Genomic DNA, 16,470 nt, shown 5'->3' with positions numbered 1-16,470 from the left:
AATGCGAGACGGCAATATCAAGGCATGGACAACTCTAGCGGAGTCGGCGTGCTCGACAAAGCCGCACTGGTCTTGTCGGCACTCGAGGCCGGACCGGCGACACTGGCCGGCCTCGTGTCGAGCACCGGACTCGCGCGCCCGACGGCGCACCGCCTCGCGGTGGCGCTGGAGCACCACCGTCTCGTCGCCCGCGACATGCAGGGGCGCTTCGTCCTCGGCCCCCGCCTCTCCGAGCTCTCGGCCGCTGCGGGCGAGGACCGGCTCCTCGCCGCGGCCGGGCCGGTCCTCGCGCGCCTGCGCGACATCACCGGTGAGTCGGCACAGCTGTTCCGCCGGCAGGGCGACTACCGCGTGTGCGTCGCCGCCGCCGAGCGCCCGACGGGGCTGCGCGACACCGTGCCCGTCGGCAGCCAGCTGACGATGCGTGCGGGGTCCGCGGCGCAGATCCTGCTCGCCTGGGAGGACCCCGAGCGGATGAACCGCGGCCTCCAGAACGCGGCGTTCACCGCGGCCGCGCTGTCGCAGGTACGCCGCCGTGGCTGGGCGCAGAGCGTCGGTGAGCGCGAGCCGGGCATCGCCTCGGTCTCCGCGAGCGTCCGCTCCCCCTCCGGCAAAGTCATCGCCGCGGTGTCCGTCTCGGGCCCGGTCGAGCGCCTGACGCGTCAGCCGGGTCGCATGCACGCACCCGCCGTCGTCGCCGCCGCCGAGCGCCTCTCGCAGTCGCTGCGCCGCAACGGCGAGTAGCCGGGTCAGAACAGCCCCGGGCCTCGCTCGAGGTCGAGCAGGGTCTGCTTGCGGTGGAGCCCGCCTGCATAGCCGGTGAGCGTGCCGTTGGCGCCGACGACGCGGTGGCACGGGACGACCACGGGGATCGGGTTGGACGCGTTCGCGGACCCGACCGCCCGAGCCCCGAACGGGCCGAGCTCGAGCCGCGCCGCGATCTCCCCGTACGTCGCGGTCTCGCCGAACGGGATCGCGGCGAGCTCCTTCCAGACAGCGCGCTGGAACGCCGAGCCCTTGCGAGGGCCGAGCGGGAGGTCGAAGTCCGTACGCTCGCCGGCGAAGTACTCGCGGAGCTGGGTCACGGCCGCCTCGAGGACGGGGTCACCCGTCGTGTCCGGCTCCTCGGGCTCGGCATCGAAGTCGATCGCCACGACGGCAGCGCCGTCGCTGTGGACGCGCAGGCCGCCGATCGTGGTGTCGACGTACGCGGTGTTCGTGACAGTCATGGCTGCCTCTCGGTCGGTCGGGTGTCGGGAAGGTTCCAGAGATGCATCGCGGCGTACGAGCGCCACGGGCTCCAGGCGGCGGTCGGGTCGACCGTACGGGTCGGCGCGAGCCCGAGGGCATCGAGCCGGCGCCGGATCACGAGGTCGGTCGCGAGCAGGACGTCGGGATCGCGGGTCGCACGCATGAGGACGTAGTCGGCGGTCCACGGGCCGACGCCTCGCAGCGCCAGCAGCTCCTCGCGCAGGGCTGCGCGGTCGGCGCTCGGGCAGATCTCGAGCTTGCCGACGGCGACCGCGTCCGAGACCCCGGCGACCGTCGCGCCGCGTGAGCGCGGCATCCCGAGCGATGCAGGATCGACGGCGGCCAGCGCGTCCGGCTCGGGGAAGACGTGCGTCAGGGTGTACGCCGCCGCGAGCGGGTGCGCCTGAGGATCGAGGGCCGACCCGTGGTCGCGCACGATCCGCCCGAGGGTCGTCCGCGCCCCGGCGACCGACACCTGCTGTCCGACGACCGCCCGGACGACGAGCTCGTAGCCGTCGACGTGGCCCGGCACGCGGGTGCCGGGGACGGCGCGGACGGCGTCACCGAGGGAGGCGTCGGCGCCGAGGACCTCGTCGATCGCCACCGGGTCGGCATCGAGGTCGAGCAGGCTGCGGCAGCGCGTGACGGCGGTCATCGTGTCGCGCAGGTCGCTGAGCTCGAGCGCACAGGTGACGTGGTCGGCGGCCGGCGTGAGGGCGACGACGCCCGGACCGTGCGGGAGACGCAGCGTGCGGGCGTAGGTGCCGTCACGCACGGTCTCGATGCCGGGGACGGCGCGCGTCTCGAGAAACCCGAGGATTCGGTCGTACGCGAAGGGGGCACGCACCGCGAGGCGCAACGTGATCCGCCCGGAGGTCGACGCGGCCGGCCGGGCGCGAGCGGTGCGTCGGTGCGCTGCGTCGCGCAGGGCGGTCGGGGTGGCGTCGTAGACCGTGCGGAGGGTGTCGTTGAACTGCCGCACGGACGCGAATCCGGAGGCGAACGCCACGTCCGTCACGGGGACGGCGGTGGTCTCCAGCAGGATGCGCGCGTGGTGGGCGCGGTTGCTCCGTGCGAGCGCGAGGGGTCCGGCGCCGACCTCGTCCACGAGGATCCGGTGCACGTGCCGGGTGCTGTAGCCGAGCCTGTCGGCGAGACCGGGCACGCCGTGACTCTCGACGACGCCGTCGCGGATGAGGCGCATCGCCCGCCCGACGGTGTCGGCACGGACGTCCCACTCGGGCGACCCCGGCGCCGCGTCAGGGCGGCACCTGCGGCAGGCCCGGAAGCCGGCGTCGTGGGCCGCGGCCGCCGTCGCGTAGAAGCGCACGTTCTCGCGCTTCGGGGTCCGCGCCGGGCAGGACGGACGGCAGTAGATGCCGGTGCTCGTCACCGCCGTGTAGAAGACGCCGTCGAACCTGGCGTCCTTTGCGCTCACTGCCCGGTAGCAGCGGTCCTCGTCGATCCTCATGCCCCCAGCATGCCTGGCCGCACCGACAGGAACTAGCGGGAATCGGACGTCGCCGTGGCCGGCCCGTACACCCGATCAGTCCATCACGCCAACCATCTGGGCGCTGTCGGACCACAGTGCTCGCGCGGTCGCGAGATCACGCGCACGCTCCGACGGTTCCGGCCACGTGACTCGCCCGCGTCGCAGCGCGGCGTACGTGCGGCCGTCCGGCGGGCGCGTACGCCGCAGCGCGAGGTCGGCGAGCGCTCCGCCTGCGGCATCGCGGGTGTTGTGGGTGGCGTTGAGCGCGCGCAGGGGCGGCCCGAGCACCGGCCCGGCCATCACGGACCACGCGGCACGCATCGGGGCGGGGAGGTTCCTGGCGAGCCCGGTCCCGAAGACCTGGCCCGGGCAGAACGCCACCGCCGCCATCCGGCGGCTGCGGATGTCAGCGCGCTCGGACAGCGCTCTGACGGTGAGCACCACGCACAGCTTCGACGCCGTGTAGGCGTGCTCGGCCGCCTTGCGCGGGCGGTCCTCCGTCCCAGGGTCACGTGCCGGGTCGGCAAGGAGCTCGGCGTCGGCATGGCGGGGTGCTCGCAGGCCCGCGCCGGTCGCAGGATCGTGCGTCCCGCTCGTGGTCAGGACGACGGCCGCGCCGTCGGCCAGACGGGGCGCCAGGCGTCGCAGCAGCAGGTAGTGGGCCAGGTGGTTCACCGCGAACGTCGTCTCGTACCCGTCCTCGGTCCGACCGTCGACGTCCCGCCGGATCCCTCCCGCGTTGAGGACGAGCGCGTCGATCGGCGCGTCGCCCAGCAGCTCATCCACCGCGAAGGCGAACCCCCGCACCGCGTCGAGGCGAGCGAGGTCGAGCGGCAGGGCCTCCCCGTACGGGGCATCGCCACGGGCACCGACGACGAGTCGCACGTCGCCCGACCGTACGAGGCGCTCGGCCGCGACCGCACCGAAGCCCGAGGAGCCGCCGGTCATCACGATCGTCGGCATGGCTCCCCCTGGTCCCTCGCCCGAGGCTCACGCTATCGCCACGGACGGACCCCCGTAAACACCAAGGCGCCCGAGTCCTGAGGACTCGGGCGCCTGTTGTAGCCCCGACGGGATTCGAACCCGCGCTACCGCCTTGAGAGGGCGGCGTGCTAGGCCGCTACACAACGGGGCCGTGGTGATGAAAGAACCCTACCGGATGCTCCGGAGCGTTCCTTCGCTGGGGTACTAGGACTCGAACCTAGACTAACGGTGCCAGAAACCGACGGGCTGCCAATTACCCCATACCCCATGGCTTTGGCCCGAGCCCGTTGCGGCCCCGAACCGAGAAGAACATTACCGGACGGGTTCGCGCTCCCCAAATCCGGGGTCTCCTCCAGAACATCTTCCCAGGTCACCATGGCTTTGCGCTCTCCGCAGACCCCGCGCACGTCGTCGATGCCGTGTCACCCACGGCCACCACGTGACCACCCAGCGACCGACGCGGCGGGCTCGACTCGGGTTCGTCGGCAACGAGAACGGCCCCGACGTGAGGATTCTCACGTCGGGGCCGCATGCTTCGACCGACTCAGGCCTCGAGCGCCCTGTCGAGGCGGGTCAGCGTGCGCGCCTTGCCGAGCAGCTCGATCGACTCGAACAGCGGCGGCGACACCCGGCGCCCCGAGACGGCCACGCGTACGGGGCCGAACGCGTGGCGAGGCTTGAGCCCCAGGCCGTCGACGAGCGCCGCACGCAGCGCCGCCTCGATCGAGGCCGTGTCGAACGACTCCAGCGGCGCCAGCGCCTCGCGAGCGGCGCGGACGACCGTGAGGCCGTCCTCGGTGAGCACCTTGGCCGCGTCGTCGGGATCGACCCGGAAGTCGTCTTCGCTGACGAACAGGAACGCCAGCATCTCCACGGCTTCGCTCAGCACCGTGATGCGCTCGTTGACCAGCGGCGTGGCCGCGGCCAGCAGCCCCAGCTCCTGGTCGGACGGCATCTGGCTGAGAAGGCCCGCCTCCGTGAGGTACGGGACGAGCCGCGACGCCAGCTCCTCGACCGGCAGCTCGCGGATGTGCTGGGCGTTGATCGCCTCACACTTCTTCGGGTCGAACTGCGCGGGGTTCGGGTTGACGCGGGAGATCTCGAACGCCTCGGCCATCTCCTCCAGCGAGAAGACCTCACGGTCGCCGCCGATCGACCAGCCGAGCAGCGCGAGGTAGTTGAGCAGACCCTCGGGCAGGAAGCCCTTCTGCTTGTACTCGTCGAGGCCGCCGCCGGGGTCGCGCTTGGACAGCTTGCGGTTGCCCGGGCCCATCACGAACGGCAGGTGCCCATACTCCGGCACGACGCCCTCGCCGATCCCGAGCGCGACCAGCGCGCGGTGCAGCGGGATCTGGCGCGGCGTCGAGCTGAGCAGGTCCTCGCCGCGCAGCACGTGGGTGATGCCCATCGCCGCGTCGTCGACAGGATTGGTCAGCGTGTAGAGCGGCTGGCCGTTGGCGCGCACGATGACGTAGTCGGACACGTGCTCCGGCTCGAACGTCACCTCGCCACGGACCAGGTCCGTGAACGTGATCGCCTCGTCGGGCATGCGGAAGCGGATGACGGGCTTGCGCCCCTCCGCCTCGTACGCGGCACGCTGCTCGTCCGTCAGGTCACGGTGCAGGCCGTCGTAGCCGCTCGAACGGCCCTCGGCACGCGCCTGCTCGCGTCGCTGCTCGAGCTCCTCCGGCGTGTCGTACGCGAGGTAGGCGTAGCCGGCCTCGACCAGCTTGTCGGCGACCTGGGCGTAACGGCCCATGCGCTCGGACTGCCGGTACGGACCGAAGTCGCCACCGACCTCCGGCCCCTCGTCCCAGTCGAGACCAAGCCACCGCAGCGAGTCGAGGAGCCCCTGGTAGGACTCCTCCGAGTCGCGCGCGGCGTCGGTGTCCTCGACGCGGAAGACGAAGCGGCCGCCGTTGTGGCGGGCGTACGCCCAGTTGAACAGTGCGGTCCGTACGTTGCCGACGTGCAGGTTGCCCGTCGGGGACGGGCAGAAGCGCACGCGGACAGCGCGGTTGGACTCAGTCACGGGATACCACCTTGTTGGTCAGGGTTCCGATGCCCTCAACGGTGACGCTGACCTCGTCACCAGGGTTCATGGGCCCGACACCCTCGGGGGTGCCGGTGAGGATGACGTCGCCCGGGAGCAGCGTCATGAAGCCAGAGACGTACGCGATGAGCTCGGGGACCTTGAAGATCATCTGGCCCGTGCTGCCGTCCTGGACAACACGGTCCCCGACGGTCGTGGTGATCTGCAGGTCGGCGACGTCGAGGTCGGTCTCGATCCACGGCCCGAGCGGGCAGAAGCCGTCCGAGCCCTTGGCGCGGGTCCACTGACCGTCGGTCCGCTGCAGGTCCCGCGCGGTCACGTCGTTGGCGATGGTGTAGCCGTGGATCACCTTCGCGGCGTCCTCGACGGGGACGTCCTTGCAGATCCTGCCGATCACGACGGCGAGCTCGCCCTCGTACTGGAGATCGTCGGTGAAGTCGGGATAGAGGATCGGGTCGCCAGGCCCGACCACGCTCGTGTTGGGCTTGAGGAAGACCAGCGGCTCGGACGGCACCTCGTTGCCGAGCTCCGCCGCGTGTGCGGCGTAGTTGCGGCCGATGCCGAGCACCTTGCTGCGTGGCAGCACCGGTGCCAGGAGCCGCACGTCGTCCACGGGGATCTTCTCGCCCGTGAGCTGGATTCCTGCATAGAGGGGGTCGCCGGTGATCACCGCGATCACCGAGACGCCGTCGGCCTCGCCGATGACGCCGAACCGGGGGTCTTCGTCAGTCGTGAATCTCGCGATACGCACGAGGTTCAGCCTATCCGTCGACGTAGAACCAGCGCCCCGCGCGCTGCTCGAAGCGGCTGCGCTCGTGCAGGGCGCCCGGCCCGTCGGCCGTGCGGTAGTGCGCGACGAACTCGACCTCGTCGCCGGCGGCGTCCAGGATCTCGAGCCCCTCCCACGTCAGGCCCGGGGTCGACGGGACGTCGTCGGGGCGGGTCCGCGGGTGCCACGTACGGAAGACGTAGTCGCGAGCGTCGACGGCGTACGCCGCGTAGCGCGCGCGCATGAGCTCCTCGGGGGTGGCCGCCTGCCGCTCGCCGCGGTGCAGCGGCCCGCAGCACGCGTCGTACGGCTCGGCGGAGCCGCACGGGCACGCAGACACGAAGAGGCTCATGCCGAGCCGTAGCGGCGGTGGCGGCGGGCGTACTCCTCGATCGCCTCCCACAGCGCGCGCCGATCGACGTCGGGCCAGGCGATGTCGGAGAACACCATCTCGGCGTACGCCGCCTGCCACGGGAGGAAGTTGCTCGTGCGCTGCTCGCCCGAGGTGCGCCAGAACAGGTCGACGTCAGGCATGTCCGGCTCGTCGAGGTAGCGCGCGAACAGGTCCTCGTCGATCTTGCCCGGCTTGACCCGCCCTGCCGCCACATCGCGAGCGAGCGCCGCAGCAGCATCGGCGATCTCGGCCCGGCCGCCGTAGTTGACGCACATCGTGAGCGTCAGCACGTCGTTGTCCTTCGTGAGCTCCTCGGCGATCTCGAGCTCCTTGATGACGCTGCCCCACAGGCGCGGACGCCGCCCCGCCCAGCGCACGCGGACGCCGAGCTCGTGCATCTCGTCGCGGCGACGGCGGATGACGTCGCGGTTGAAGCCCATGAGGAAGCGGACCTCGTCCGGCGAACGCTTCCAGTTCTCGGTCGAGAAGGCGTACGCGGAGATCCACTTCACGCCGACTTCAATGCCCCCCTCGACGACGTCGAACAGCGAGGACTCGCCGGCCTCGTGACCCGCCGTACGGGGAAGCCCACGCTCCTTGGCCCAGCGTCCGTTGCCGTCCATCACGATCGCGACGTGCTTCGGGACCTGGTCGAGCGGGATGTCGGGGGCGGTGGCGCCGGAGGGGTGCGGCGTCGGGCGTCGTACGGGAGTGCGCGTCACGAGGCCATTGTCTCTCGCCTCGATCGGGACCGGGGTCAGCGGTCGACGTAGTCCAGCGAGCGCAGGCTGCGCTCGAGGTGCCACTGGAGGTACGTCGCGACGAGGCTGCTCGCCTCGCGTGTCGCGCGCTCCCCCGCCGCCTCGGCCTGCGGCCACAGACCGCTGAGCAGGGCGGCGAGCAGCGCGACGGTGTCCGGCGCCGGGTTGGCCGAGCCGGGGAGCCGACAGTCGGTGCAGAGCATGCCGCCGGCACCGGAGTTGAACGCGCGGTGAGGGCCGCCCACGCCGCAGCGGGCGCACGCGTCGAAGCTCGGGGCATAGCCGGCGATCGCCAGCGACCGGAGCAGGAACGAGTCGAGGATCAGCCCGCTGGGGTGGCGACGCTCCGCGAGCGCCCGCAGGGCTCCGACGAGGAGGAGGTACTGCTGGGCCGCGGGGTGCCCGTCCTCGCCGACGAGCCGGTCGGCGGACTCGAGCATCGACGTGCCGCACGTGTAGGCGCCGTAGTCGTTGCCGAGCCGGCCGGCGTACGCGTCGAGGGTCTCGACCTGCGTGATGACGTCGAGCGTGCGGCCTTCGGCGAGCTGGAGGTCGACATGCATGAACGGCTCGACGCGCGAGCCGAAACGTGAGCTCGTCCGGCGGACCCCCTTCGCGACGGCACGGACACGGCCGTGGTGTCGGGTCAGGAGCGTGACGATACGGTCCGCCTCACCCAGCTTCTGGGTACGGAGGACGACGGCCTCGTCTCGGTACAACACCACGGCACCATTCTGCCGGGCCGTTCGTCGTACGGGGTGGAGGCCTCGCCGGGACCAAGGGTTGATACCTGTACCCCCTAGGGGTATGTTGCCTTCATGATCACGTACACCGCACGGCGACGTGCCGCCGCTCTCGTGTCCGCTCTCGCGCTCGGCCTCGGCATCTCGGCCTGCGGTGCGGGCGAAGACGGCGCTGGTGCCGACGGGCACGGCGAGCACGGCTCCTCCTCGACGTCCGCGGATCGCGCGGCGGCGGACGTCACGTTCGCCCAGCAGATGATCCCCCACCACCGCCAGGCCCTCGAGATGGCCTCGCTCGCCCCGACGCGTGCCGGTGCCGAGGTGACGGCCCTCGCCGCGCGCATCAGCGCGGCACAGGATCCCGAGATCGCGACGATGACCGCCTGGCTCGAGAAGTGGGACGAGCCCGTGCCGTCCGAGGAGGGCGACGACCACGCCGGCCACGGTGACGCGGAGGGCATGATGTCGCCCGAGGACCTGACCCGGCTCGCGGCGCTCCAGGGCGCGGCGTTCGACGAGGAGTTCCTGCGCCAGATGATCGCCCACCACGAGGGAGCGATCACGATGGCGGAGGACGTGCTCAGCACCGGCAGCGACCCTAAGGTCGCCACCCTCGCGCAGCAGATCTCCGACACGCAACGCGCGGAGGTCGACGAGATGCAGGACTTGCTCGACCGATGACCCGCGGGGAGCGCGCTAGCGTGAGCCGATGACTACGCTCCGCGACACGTGGGCCGACCGCGACCGACTCGTCGTGCTCGACGGCGCACTCGCGACCGAGCTCGAGCGGCACGGCGCAGACCTCTCGTCGGCCCTGTGGTCCGCGTCGCTGCTGCGCGACGACCCCGCCTTGATCGCGCAGGTCCACCGCGACTACCTGGAGGCCGGCGCGGACGTGATCATCACGGCGAGCTATCAGGCGACGGTCGGTGGCTTCGAGCGGCTCGGCCTGCCCGCCGACGAGGCCGAGCGCCTGATCCGGTCCGCGGTGACTCTCGCGCGCCAGACCCGCGATGCCTACGTGCAGGAGAACCCCGGCCGGCGTCCTCTGGTCGCCGCGTCCGTCGGCCCGTACGGCGCCGCGCTGGCCGACGGCTCGGAGTACCGAGGCGACTACGGTCTCGACGTGCCGGCGCTCCGCGACTTCCATCGTGAGCGCCTGCACCTGCTCGCCGACGCCGGTCCGGACGTGCTGGCGTGCGAGACGATCCCTTCCGCCCTCGAGGCCGCGGCGCTCGCCGACCTGCTCGACGACGTGAACGTGCCCGCCTGGGTGACGTTCAGCGCACGCGACGATGCGCACCTCAGCGACGGGACGCCCGTCGCTGAGGTCGTGCGCCTGGTCGCCGACCACGGTGTTGCCGCCGTCGGGATCAACTGCACGCCGCTGGAGCACATCGCCCCACTCGTGGACCGCATCGCCGCCGTCACCGACCTGCCGATCGCGGTCTACCCGAACTCGGGCGAGGTGTGGGACGCTGCCGCGCGGCGATGGACCGGCACCACCGCCCGTGGTTCGTGGGCTACGTGGGTGGGCCGGTGGCGCGACGCCGGCGCCAACCTCGTCGGGGGCTGCTGCCGTACGACACCCGCCGACGTGGCGGAGATCGCCGCGACCCGCGTCTGACTCAACCCTCCTCCGCAGGGACGGAACGCTGTTACGATCCAGCGATCCAGCGGCGCCCCTGCGCCCGAGCAGAGGAGCCTCATGAGCGACGACACCCCGATCACGCAGCGCCAGTGGCTCGCGATGCTGACGCTCTCGCTGGGCGTCTCGCTCGTCGTGATGGACATGACCATCGTCAACGTCTCGGTCCCGGTGATCATCGACGACCTCGGGCTGACCGCTGCCGGCGCGCAGTGGATGAACGCGATCTATCTCCTGATGCTCGCCTCGCTCCTGCTCGCAGCCGGCCGCCTGGGCGACCGGATCGGTCGCCGCCGGGTGTACGCGGCCGGCCTGGTGCTGTTCATGGTCGCCAGCCTCAGTGCCGGGGCGGCGCAGAACCAGGAGATGCTCATCGCCGCCCGGTTCGTGCAGGGCCTAGGCGCCGCCATGATCGTGCCCGCCACCCTGTCGACCCTCAACGCGACGTTCCAGGGCCGTGCCCGCGGGATCGCGTTCGCGATCTGGGGCTCGACCGTCGGCGGCATGGTCGCAGTCGGTCCGCTCATCGGTGGATGGCTCGCGACTGAGTCGACGTGGCGGTGGGCGTTCTGGATCAACGTGCCGTTCGGCCTGCTCGCGCTCGTCGGCATCGTCAAGGTCCTCGACGAGACCCGCGACGACGACATCCGCCCCGGCACGGACCTGCCCGGCCTGCTCCTCTCGACGCTCGGCCTCGGCGGAGTCGTGTTCGGCCTCATCGAGGGCCAGTACTACGGCTGGTGGCGTCAGGAGTCCGGCGCCCTCTCCCCCGTCCCGTTCTCGCTCGCGCTGGGCGTGCTGCTCCTGGTCGCGTTCGTCGTCGTCGAGGCGCGCCGCGCACGTGCCGGCGCAGTCACGCTGGTCGATCTCGGCCTGATGCGCTTCCGCTCACTGCGGTATGGGTCGATCGCCGCCATGGTCGTCGCGCTCGGCGAGATCGGCCTCATCTTCACCCTCCCACTGCTGCTGCAGGGTGCCCTCGGTTACACCCCGCTCGGCACCGGAGTCCTCGTCCTGTGGCTGGCGGTCGGCACCTTCCTCGCCTCCGGGGCTACCCCTCCGCTCACCAACCGTCTCGGGCAGCGCGCCGTCATCCGGATCGGCCTGGCCCTCGAGGTCGTGGCGATCGCAGGGACCGCTCTCGTCATCAGCACCGACGTCAGCGGACCCGCGATCGCGGCCCTGCTGTTCCTGTACGGCATCGGCGTGGGCATGGCGACCGCGCAGCTGACCAGCGCCATCCTCGTCGACATCCCGGTCGGCTCGAGCGGACAGGCCTCCGGGTTCCTGACGACGGTCCGCCAGCTCGGCTCCGCGCTCGGCATCGCTGTCCTCGGCGGCCTGCTGATCTCGACCCTCGCCGCGCAGACGGCCGACGAGCTCGCGCGGACGGACATGCCGGGGCCCGATCAGGACGCGGCCGTCTCGCTCGTCCGCGACAGCGTCGGGGCAGCGATCCCGGAGCTCCTCGAGGACCCTGCGACGGCCGAGGTGGGCGAGGTCGCACAGGCGTCGCTGATCACCGCCAGCAAGGTCACCACCGCGGTCGCCGCCCTCATCCTCGTGGGCGGCCTGGCGGCCACGCTGGCGCTGCCCTCGGACACGACGTCGAGCCGCAGTGGCGGCGCGGGGCGTACCCCCGCCCGTACCCGCCGGCCGGCGCGGTCCTAGCGCACCTGCCGGCGGAACGGCGTCAGACGCGGGTCGCCGCAGCGCGGTTGGCGGCGGACACGACCGCCTTGAGCGAGGCCGTCACGATGCTCGGGTCGACCCCGACCCCCCAGACGATCTGGTCACCGATCTCGCACTCGACGTACGCCGCCGCGGCCGCGTCGCCGCCGGAGGACAGCGCGTGCTCGGCGTAGTCGAGCACCCGGATGTCTCCGTTGACCGACGCGATGGCGTCGACGAACGCGGCGACCGGGCCGTTGCCCTCGCCCTTGATCGACTGGACGGTCTCACCGACCCGGACGTCCACGACGAGCTCGTCCAGCCCGTCCTGGATCGTCGACGAGCGGAACGCCTCGAGCGCGTACGGTGCCGTCCGCTCGAGGTACTCCGCGGAGAACGCCTTCCAGATCTCGTCGACCGACATCTCGCCGGCCTCACCCTCGGTCATCGACTGGACGACGCGGCTGAACTCGATCTGGAGCCGACGGGGCAGGTCCATCTTGTGCTCGGACTTCATGATGTACGCGACGCCGCCCTTGCCGGACTGGCTGTTCACGCGGATCACCGCCTCGTACGAGCGGCCGACGTCGTGCGGGTCGATCGGCAGGTACGGGGCCTCCCACGGCATCTCCGACACGGGGATGCCGCGCTCGGCCGCCTGGCGGTCGAGGTCCTCCAGACCCTTCTTGATCGCGTCCTGGTGCGAGCCCGAAAAGGCGGTGTAGACCAGGTCGCCCGCGTACGGGTGGCGCGGGTGGACCGGCAGACCGGTGCAGTACTCGACGGTGCGGCGTACCTCGTCGATGTCGGAGAAGTCGATCTGCGGGTCGATGCCCTGGCTGAAGAGGTTCATGCCCAGCGTCACCAGGTCGACGTTGCCGGTGCGCTCGCCGTGACCGAACAGGCAGCCCTCGACGCGGTCGGCGCCGGCCATCATCGCCAGCTCGGTCGCGGCCACGGCGGTACCGCGGTCGTTGTGCGGGTGCAGCGAGATCGCGACGTTCTCGCGGCGCGAAACGTGCCGGCCGAAATACTCGATCTGGTCGGCGTAGGTGTTGGGCGTCGCCATCTCGACAGTCGCCGGCAGGTTGAGGATGATCTCGCGGCCGTCCTCAGGCTGCCAGACGTCCATCACCGCCTCGCAGACCTCGATCGAGAAGTCGAGCTCGGCGCCGGTGAAGATCTCCGGCGAGTACTGGTAGCCGAAGTCGGTGCCCTGCAGGTACTCCTCGGCGTACTTCATCACCAGCTCGGTGCCTCGGACAGCGATCGCCCGGCACTCGTTGCGGTCCACGCCGAAGACGACGCGCCTGAAGAGAGGGGCGACGGCGTTGTAGAGGTGGATGCTGCCGTTCTTGGCGCCAACCAGGGATTGCGCCGTACGGTCGATCAGGTCCTCGCGGGCCTGCGTCAGGACGGAGATCGTCACGTCGTCGGGGATCAGGTCGTCCTCGATCAGGTGACGGACGAAGGCGAAGTCGGTCTCGCTCGCGCTCGGGAAGCCGACCTCGATCTCCTTGTAGCCCATCCGTACGAGCATGTCGAACATGCGGCGCTTGCGGGCGGGCGTCATCGGGTCGATCAGGGCCTGGTTGCCGTCACGCAGGTCGGTCGAGAGCCAGCGAGGGGTCTCGGTGATCGTCTTCGACGGCCAGGTGCGGTCGGGCAGGTCGATCGCAGGGAAGGTCGGGTAGCGCTGGTATGGCATACCGCTGGGCTGCTGAGGGGAGATGGCCATGGTGATGTCCTCGTTCGGGGCTCGTCTGAGATGAGAAGCGCCGCGGTGCGGCGACGGCCGGCCATGACGAACGCCGCGACGAGGGGGTCCGACCTAGTGCGAACCCTCGCCGCGGCACCGAAGGAGGAGGCGCGCGATGTACATGGCTGGCGTCAGCATAGCCCACGACGGCGCTAGTCTCGCGAGATGTCCACCCTGCTGATCGTCCACCACTCGCCGACACCGACCGTCCAGTCGCTCACGGACGCCGCGGTGGCAGGCGCGCACGATCCTGCGCTCGAGGGTGTCGAGGTGGTCGTCCTCCCGGCGCTGGAGGCCCGGGCCGGCGACGTGCTGGCGGCCGACGGGTACCTCTTCGGCACCACCGCGAACTTCGGCTATATGAGCGGAGCTCTCAAGCACTTTTTCGACACGATCTTCCTCGAGGCCGGCGGTGCGCTGAGCGAGGACGGCTCCGCAGCGGGCACGAAGGACGGAGTCCGCAGGACCAGGCCGTACGGGCTCTGGGTGCACGGCCGGTACGACACCACCGGCGCCGTACGAGCGGTGCAGTCGATCGCGGGCGCGCTGCCATGGACACAGGCAGCGCCCGTGCTCGAGGTGCTCGGCAACGTCGGTGCGCCCGAGCGGGAGCAGGCCTACGAGCTCGGTGCGACGCTGGCGGCGCTGCTCACCCCGTAAGGCTGTGCAAAGGCGCCATCGCCCCCTCACCTCCTGCCCGTACACTGGCTGCCGTCGTACCGCCGAACCCCCCGGGAGGACGTACCGTGTCGGCTCTCCGACGCCCCCGCACCCGCGCCCGCAACTCGCTGCTGGGTGTGGTCGGCGCTGCGGCGCTGGTGCTCGTCACCGCCTGCGGCTCCGCCGGCGACATCAGCGGCGCTGCGCCCGGTGCGGACGACGCGCCGCCCCCGCCCGTACGCTCGCTGCCGCCTGCCACAGGGACGACCCCCGCACCGACCCCGACCGCAGAGCCTGTCGCGGCTCCACCGAAGGCTGGCGAGTGCCGCAAGCCGAGCACGGTCGACGTCGCGCTGCGCGTCAGCGACGACGATGCCGCCCCGATCACGTGCTCAGGTGCGACCTCGGTCACCTCTCTCGTACGCCCGATGAACGCTTCCGTGAAGGCCGCTGTCACCGCGTACGACACCACCCGCATCCTCCGCTCGGCCCGCCCGTACTGCGAGCGGGCCGCTGCCGGCTGGCTCGGCACCGACGCCAAGACGCTGAAGCGGTCGCAGTTCGGCTTCGTCGTCGGTGTCCCCAGCGCAGCGCAGACCGCCGAGGGCGCCGACTGGATGCGGTGCGACCTCGTGCTGTCGGCGAACAGCGCACGACTGGCTGCGCTGCCCGCTCGGACCAAGAACGCGCTCAAGGGCAAGCGCGGCCGCGACTTCATGCAGTGCGTGCGCGGTGACATCCGCAGCGCCAGCGGCACAGTGACCTGCTCGACCCGTCACCAGTGGCGCGGGGTGGACACCATCCGGCTCGGCGCCGCGAAGGTGAGGTACCCCGGCACCAAGAAGGTCCAGGCGACCATGCGCGACCGCTGCCCCGCGGGCGTGCGCCGCTATCTCGACACCCGCGGGTCGTTCGACTACGGCTACATCTCCCCCAGCCGCACCGCGTGGCAGCGCGGCGAGCGGTGGGGCGTCTGCTTCGCCAAGACCAAGAAGTAGCCCGCGGGCTAGAAGCCGAGGCGGCGCAGCTGCTTCGGATCGCGCTGCCAGTCCTTGGCGACCTTGACCCGCAGGTCCAGGAACACCGGGGTGCCGAGGATCCGCTCGATCTGTCCGCGCGAGTCGGTGCCGATCTGGCGCAGGCGCGAACCGCCCTTGCCGATCACGATGCCCTTCTGGCTGTCACGCTCGACGAAGATCGTGGCCCGCACGTCGACCAGCGGCTTGTCCTCGGGTCGGTCCTCGCGCGGCACCATCTCCTCGATGACGACCGCGATCGAGTGCGGGAGCTCGTCGCGCACGCCCTCGAGCGACGCCTCACGGATCACCTCGGCGACCAGCGTCTCCTCAGGCTCGTCGGTGAGGTGGCCGTCGGGATAGAGCGGGACCCCCTCGGGCAGCTCGGCGATCAGCAGGTCACGCAGATGCTCGACCTGGTAGCCGGACACCGCGGAGACGGGGACGACGTGCTTCCACTCGACGCCGAGCTCGTCGCCGGTCGCAGCGATCGCCGCGAGGTGCTCGATGAGCCGCTCGGGCGCGACCTTGTCCGCCTTGGTGGCGAGCGCCAGCATCGGCCTGCGTCGGATCTTGGCGAGCTCGCCGATGAGGTAACGGTCGCCAGGACCGATCCGCTGGTCGGCCGGCAGGCACACGCCGATCACGTCGACCTCCGACCACGTGCTGCGAACGAGGTCGTTGAGCCGCTCCCCCAGCAGGGTGCGCGGGCGGTGGAGCCCCGGGGTGTCGATCAGGATCAGCTGACCCTCGGGGCGGTGGACCAGCCCTCGGATCGCGTGGCGGGTCGTCTGCGGACGCGAGGACGTGATCGCGACCTTCTCGCCGACGAGCGCGTTGGTGAGTGTCGACTTGCCGGCGTTGGGACGGCCGACGAAGCATGCGAAGCCCGACCGGAACGTGCTCACGAGTCCACCCGAGAGTGCGGCGTGCCGTGGACGTCGGCGACCAGGACCGGGACACCCGCGCCGGCGAGGTCGCGGACCGCCGCCATGTCGTCGTCGCTCACGCCGTCACCGTCGGTGCTCAGCGCCGCAGCCTCGAGGCCGGTCGCTCCGGACGAGACGGCCATCGCGACCGCGAGACGGAGTGCGGTCAGCTTCAGCGAGGGCAGCTCGACGGTCGATGCCGCGTACGTTCGACCGTCGCGGTCGCGCACGGATGCCCCCTCGGCGGCGCGGGTCCGCGCCCGCGTCGCGCGGGCGAGGGTGAGGATCTTGCGATCCTCAGGGTCGTCGACAGTGAGGGGTGGGGAAACCATGAGGTCCA

17 protein-coding genes and 2 tRNA genes are annotated in these 16,470 nt (G+C 71.3%); 6 read left to right on the top strand and 13 right to left on the bottom strand.

Going from position 1 to position 16,470, the window contains the following annotated elements; all coding sequences use genetic code 11:
- Positions 1 to 24: 24 nt before the first annotated feature.
- Complete coding sequence (locus HCT63_RS17705; protein ID WP_167007961.1) at positions 25 to 744, top strand: IclR family transcriptional regulator; 720 nt, start codon at positions 25 to 27, stop codon at positions 742 to 744.
- A 5-nt stretch (positions 745 to 749) separates the two neighbouring features.
- Here the strand turns inward: HCT63_RS17705 and HCT63_RS17700 are convergent, their stop codons facing one another.
- The 10 genes from HCT63_RS17700 to recO all read right to left on the bottom strand — a co-directional run bounded on the left by HCT63_RS17700 (position 750) and on the right by recO (position 8,429).
- Positions 750 to 1,229, bottom strand: a complete 480-nt coding sequence (locus HCT63_RS17700) for a methylated-DNA--[protein]-cysteine S-methyltransferase (RefSeq protein WP_167007959.1) — start codon at positions 1,227 to 1,229, stop codon at positions 750 to 752.
- Positions 1,226 to 2,722 carry a DNA-3-methyladenine glycosylase 2 family protein gene (locus HCT63_RS17695; RefSeq protein WP_167007957.1) on the bottom strand — a complete coding sequence of 499 codons (1,497 nt, stop codon included), beginning with the start codon at positions 2,720 to 2,722 and terminating at the stop codon, positions 1,226 to 1,228. The genes HCT63_RS17700 and HCT63_RS17695 overlap by 4 nt, the downstream gene beginning before the upstream one ends.
- A gap of 75 nt (positions 2,723 to 2,797) precedes the next feature.
- Positions 2,798 to 3,706: an SDR family NAD(P)-dependent oxidoreductase gene (locus tag HCT63_RS17690; RefSeq protein ID WP_167007955.1), complete on the bottom strand. Its 909-nt coding sequence runs from the start codon at positions 3,704 to 3,706 to the stop codon at positions 2,798 to 2,800.
- A gap of 99 nt (positions 3,707 to 3,805) precedes the next feature.
- Positions 3,806 to 3,878 (bottom strand) — tRNA-Glu (locus HCT63_RS17685).
- A 45-nt stretch (positions 3,879 to 3,923) separates the two neighbouring features.
- A tRNA-Gln gene (locus HCT63_RS17680) sits at positions 3,924 to 3,995 on the bottom strand.
- A 276-nt stretch (positions 3,996 to 4,271) separates the two neighbouring features.
- Entirely contained in the window at positions 4,272 to 5,759 is a 1,488-nt protein-coding gene (gltX, locus tag HCT63_RS17675) for a glutamate--tRNA ligase (RefSeq protein WP_167007953.1), read from the bottom strand.
- Positions 5,752 to 6,531 carry a fumarylacetoacetate hydrolase family protein gene (locus tag HCT63_RS17670; RefSeq protein ID WP_167007950.1) on the bottom strand — a complete coding sequence of 260 codons (780 nt, stop codon included), beginning with the start codon at positions 6,529 to 6,531 and terminating at the stop codon, positions 5,752 to 5,754. The genes gltX and HCT63_RS17670 overlap by 8 nt, the downstream gene beginning before the upstream one ends.
- Positions 6,532 to 6,541: 10 nt before the next feature.
- Positions 6,542 to 6,901 (bottom strand): YchJ family metal-binding protein, encoded by a 360-nt coding sequence (locus HCT63_RS17665; protein ID WP_167007947.1) that lies wholly within the window; start codon positions 6,899 to 6,901, stop codon positions 6,542 to 6,544.
- Positions 6,898 to 7,665 (bottom strand): isoprenyl transferase, encoded by a 768-nt coding sequence (locus HCT63_RS17660; protein ID WP_167007263.1) that lies wholly within the window; start codon positions 7,663 to 7,665, stop codon positions 6,898 to 6,900. Before HCT63_RS17660 ends, HCT63_RS17665 begins: the two co-directional genes overlap by 4 nt.
- A 35-nt stretch (positions 7,666 to 7,700) precedes the next feature.
- Positions 7,701 to 8,429, bottom strand: a complete 729-nt coding sequence (gene recO, locus HCT63_RS17655) for a DNA repair protein RecO (RefSeq protein ID WP_167007945.1) — start codon at positions 8,427 to 8,429, stop codon at positions 7,701 to 7,703.
- Between the two features lie 93 nt (positions 8,430 to 8,522).
- Here recO and HCT63_RS17650 point away from each other — a divergent pair, with 93 nt between their 5' ends.
- From HCT63_RS17650 to HCT63_RS17640, 3 genes are all read left to right on the top strand, one after another.
- On the top strand, positions 8,523 to 9,128 hold the full coding sequence (locus HCT63_RS17650) for a DUF305 domain-containing protein (RefSeq protein ID WP_167007942.1): 606 nt from the start codon (positions 8,523 to 8,525) through the stop codon (positions 9,126 to 9,128).
- A 28-nt stretch (positions 9,129 to 9,156) separates the two neighbouring features.
- Positions 9,157 to 10,074, top strand: a complete 918-nt coding sequence (mmuM, locus tag HCT63_RS17645) for a homocysteine S-methyltransferase (RefSeq protein WP_167007939.1) — start codon at positions 9,157 to 9,159, stop codon at positions 10,072 to 10,074.
- Between the two features lie 81 nt (positions 10,075 to 10,155).
- Positions 10,156 to 11,766, top strand: a complete 1,611-nt coding sequence (locus tag HCT63_RS17640; RefSeq protein ID WP_167007936.1) for an MFS transporter — start codon at positions 10,156 to 10,158, stop codon at positions 11,764 to 11,766.
- A 22-nt stretch (positions 11,767 to 11,788) separates the two neighbouring features.
- Here the strand turns inward: HCT63_RS17640 and leuA are convergent, their stop codons facing one another.
- Positions 11,789 to 13,504, bottom strand: a complete 1,716-nt coding sequence (gene leuA / locus HCT63_RS17635; protein ID WP_243843099.1) for a 2-isopropylmalate synthase — start codon at positions 13,502 to 13,504, stop codon at positions 11,789 to 11,791.
- A 186-nt stretch (positions 13,505 to 13,690) separates the two neighbouring features.
- Here leuA and HCT63_RS17630 point away from each other — a divergent pair, with 186 nt between their 5' ends.
- A complete protein-coding gene (locus tag HCT63_RS17630; RefSeq protein WP_167007933.1) occupies positions 13,691 to 14,185 on the top strand; it encodes a flavodoxin family protein in 495 nt (164 codons plus the stop codon).
- Positions 14,186 to 14,271: 86 nt separating this feature from the next.
- A complete protein-coding gene (locus HCT63_RS17625; RefSeq protein WP_167007930.1) occupies positions 14,272 to 15,183 on the top strand; it encodes a septum formation family protein in 912 nt (303 codons plus the stop codon).
- 8 nt (positions 15,184 to 15,191) lie between these two features.
- Here the strand turns inward: HCT63_RS17625 and era are convergent, their stop codons facing one another.
- Both era and HCT63_RS17615 read right to left on the bottom strand, forming a co-directional pair.
- Positions 15,192 to 16,109, bottom strand: coding sequence for a GTPase Era (gene era, locus HCT63_RS17620; RefSeq protein ID WP_167007927.1), 918 nt, complete (start codon positions 16,107 to 16,109; stop codon positions 15,192 to 15,194).
- Positions 16,106 to 16,462, bottom strand: coding sequence for a cytidine deaminase (locus tag HCT63_RS17615; protein WP_167007924.1), 357 nt, complete (start codon positions 16,460 to 16,462; stop codon positions 16,106 to 16,108). Before HCT63_RS17615 ends, era begins: the two co-directional genes overlap by 4 nt.
- Between the last annotated feature and the right edge of the window lie 8 nt (positions 16,463 to 16,470).

Origin of the sequence: Mumia sp. ZJ430 (genome assembly GCF_011751845.1) — a bacterium.
In the GTDB taxonomy this organism is placed as follows: domain Bacteria; phylum Actinomycetota; class Actinomycetes; order Propionibacteriales; family Nocardioidaceae; genus Mumia.
Note: the sequence above shows the minus strand (reverse complement) of the source record. Positions and strands in the feature narration are given on the sequence as shown.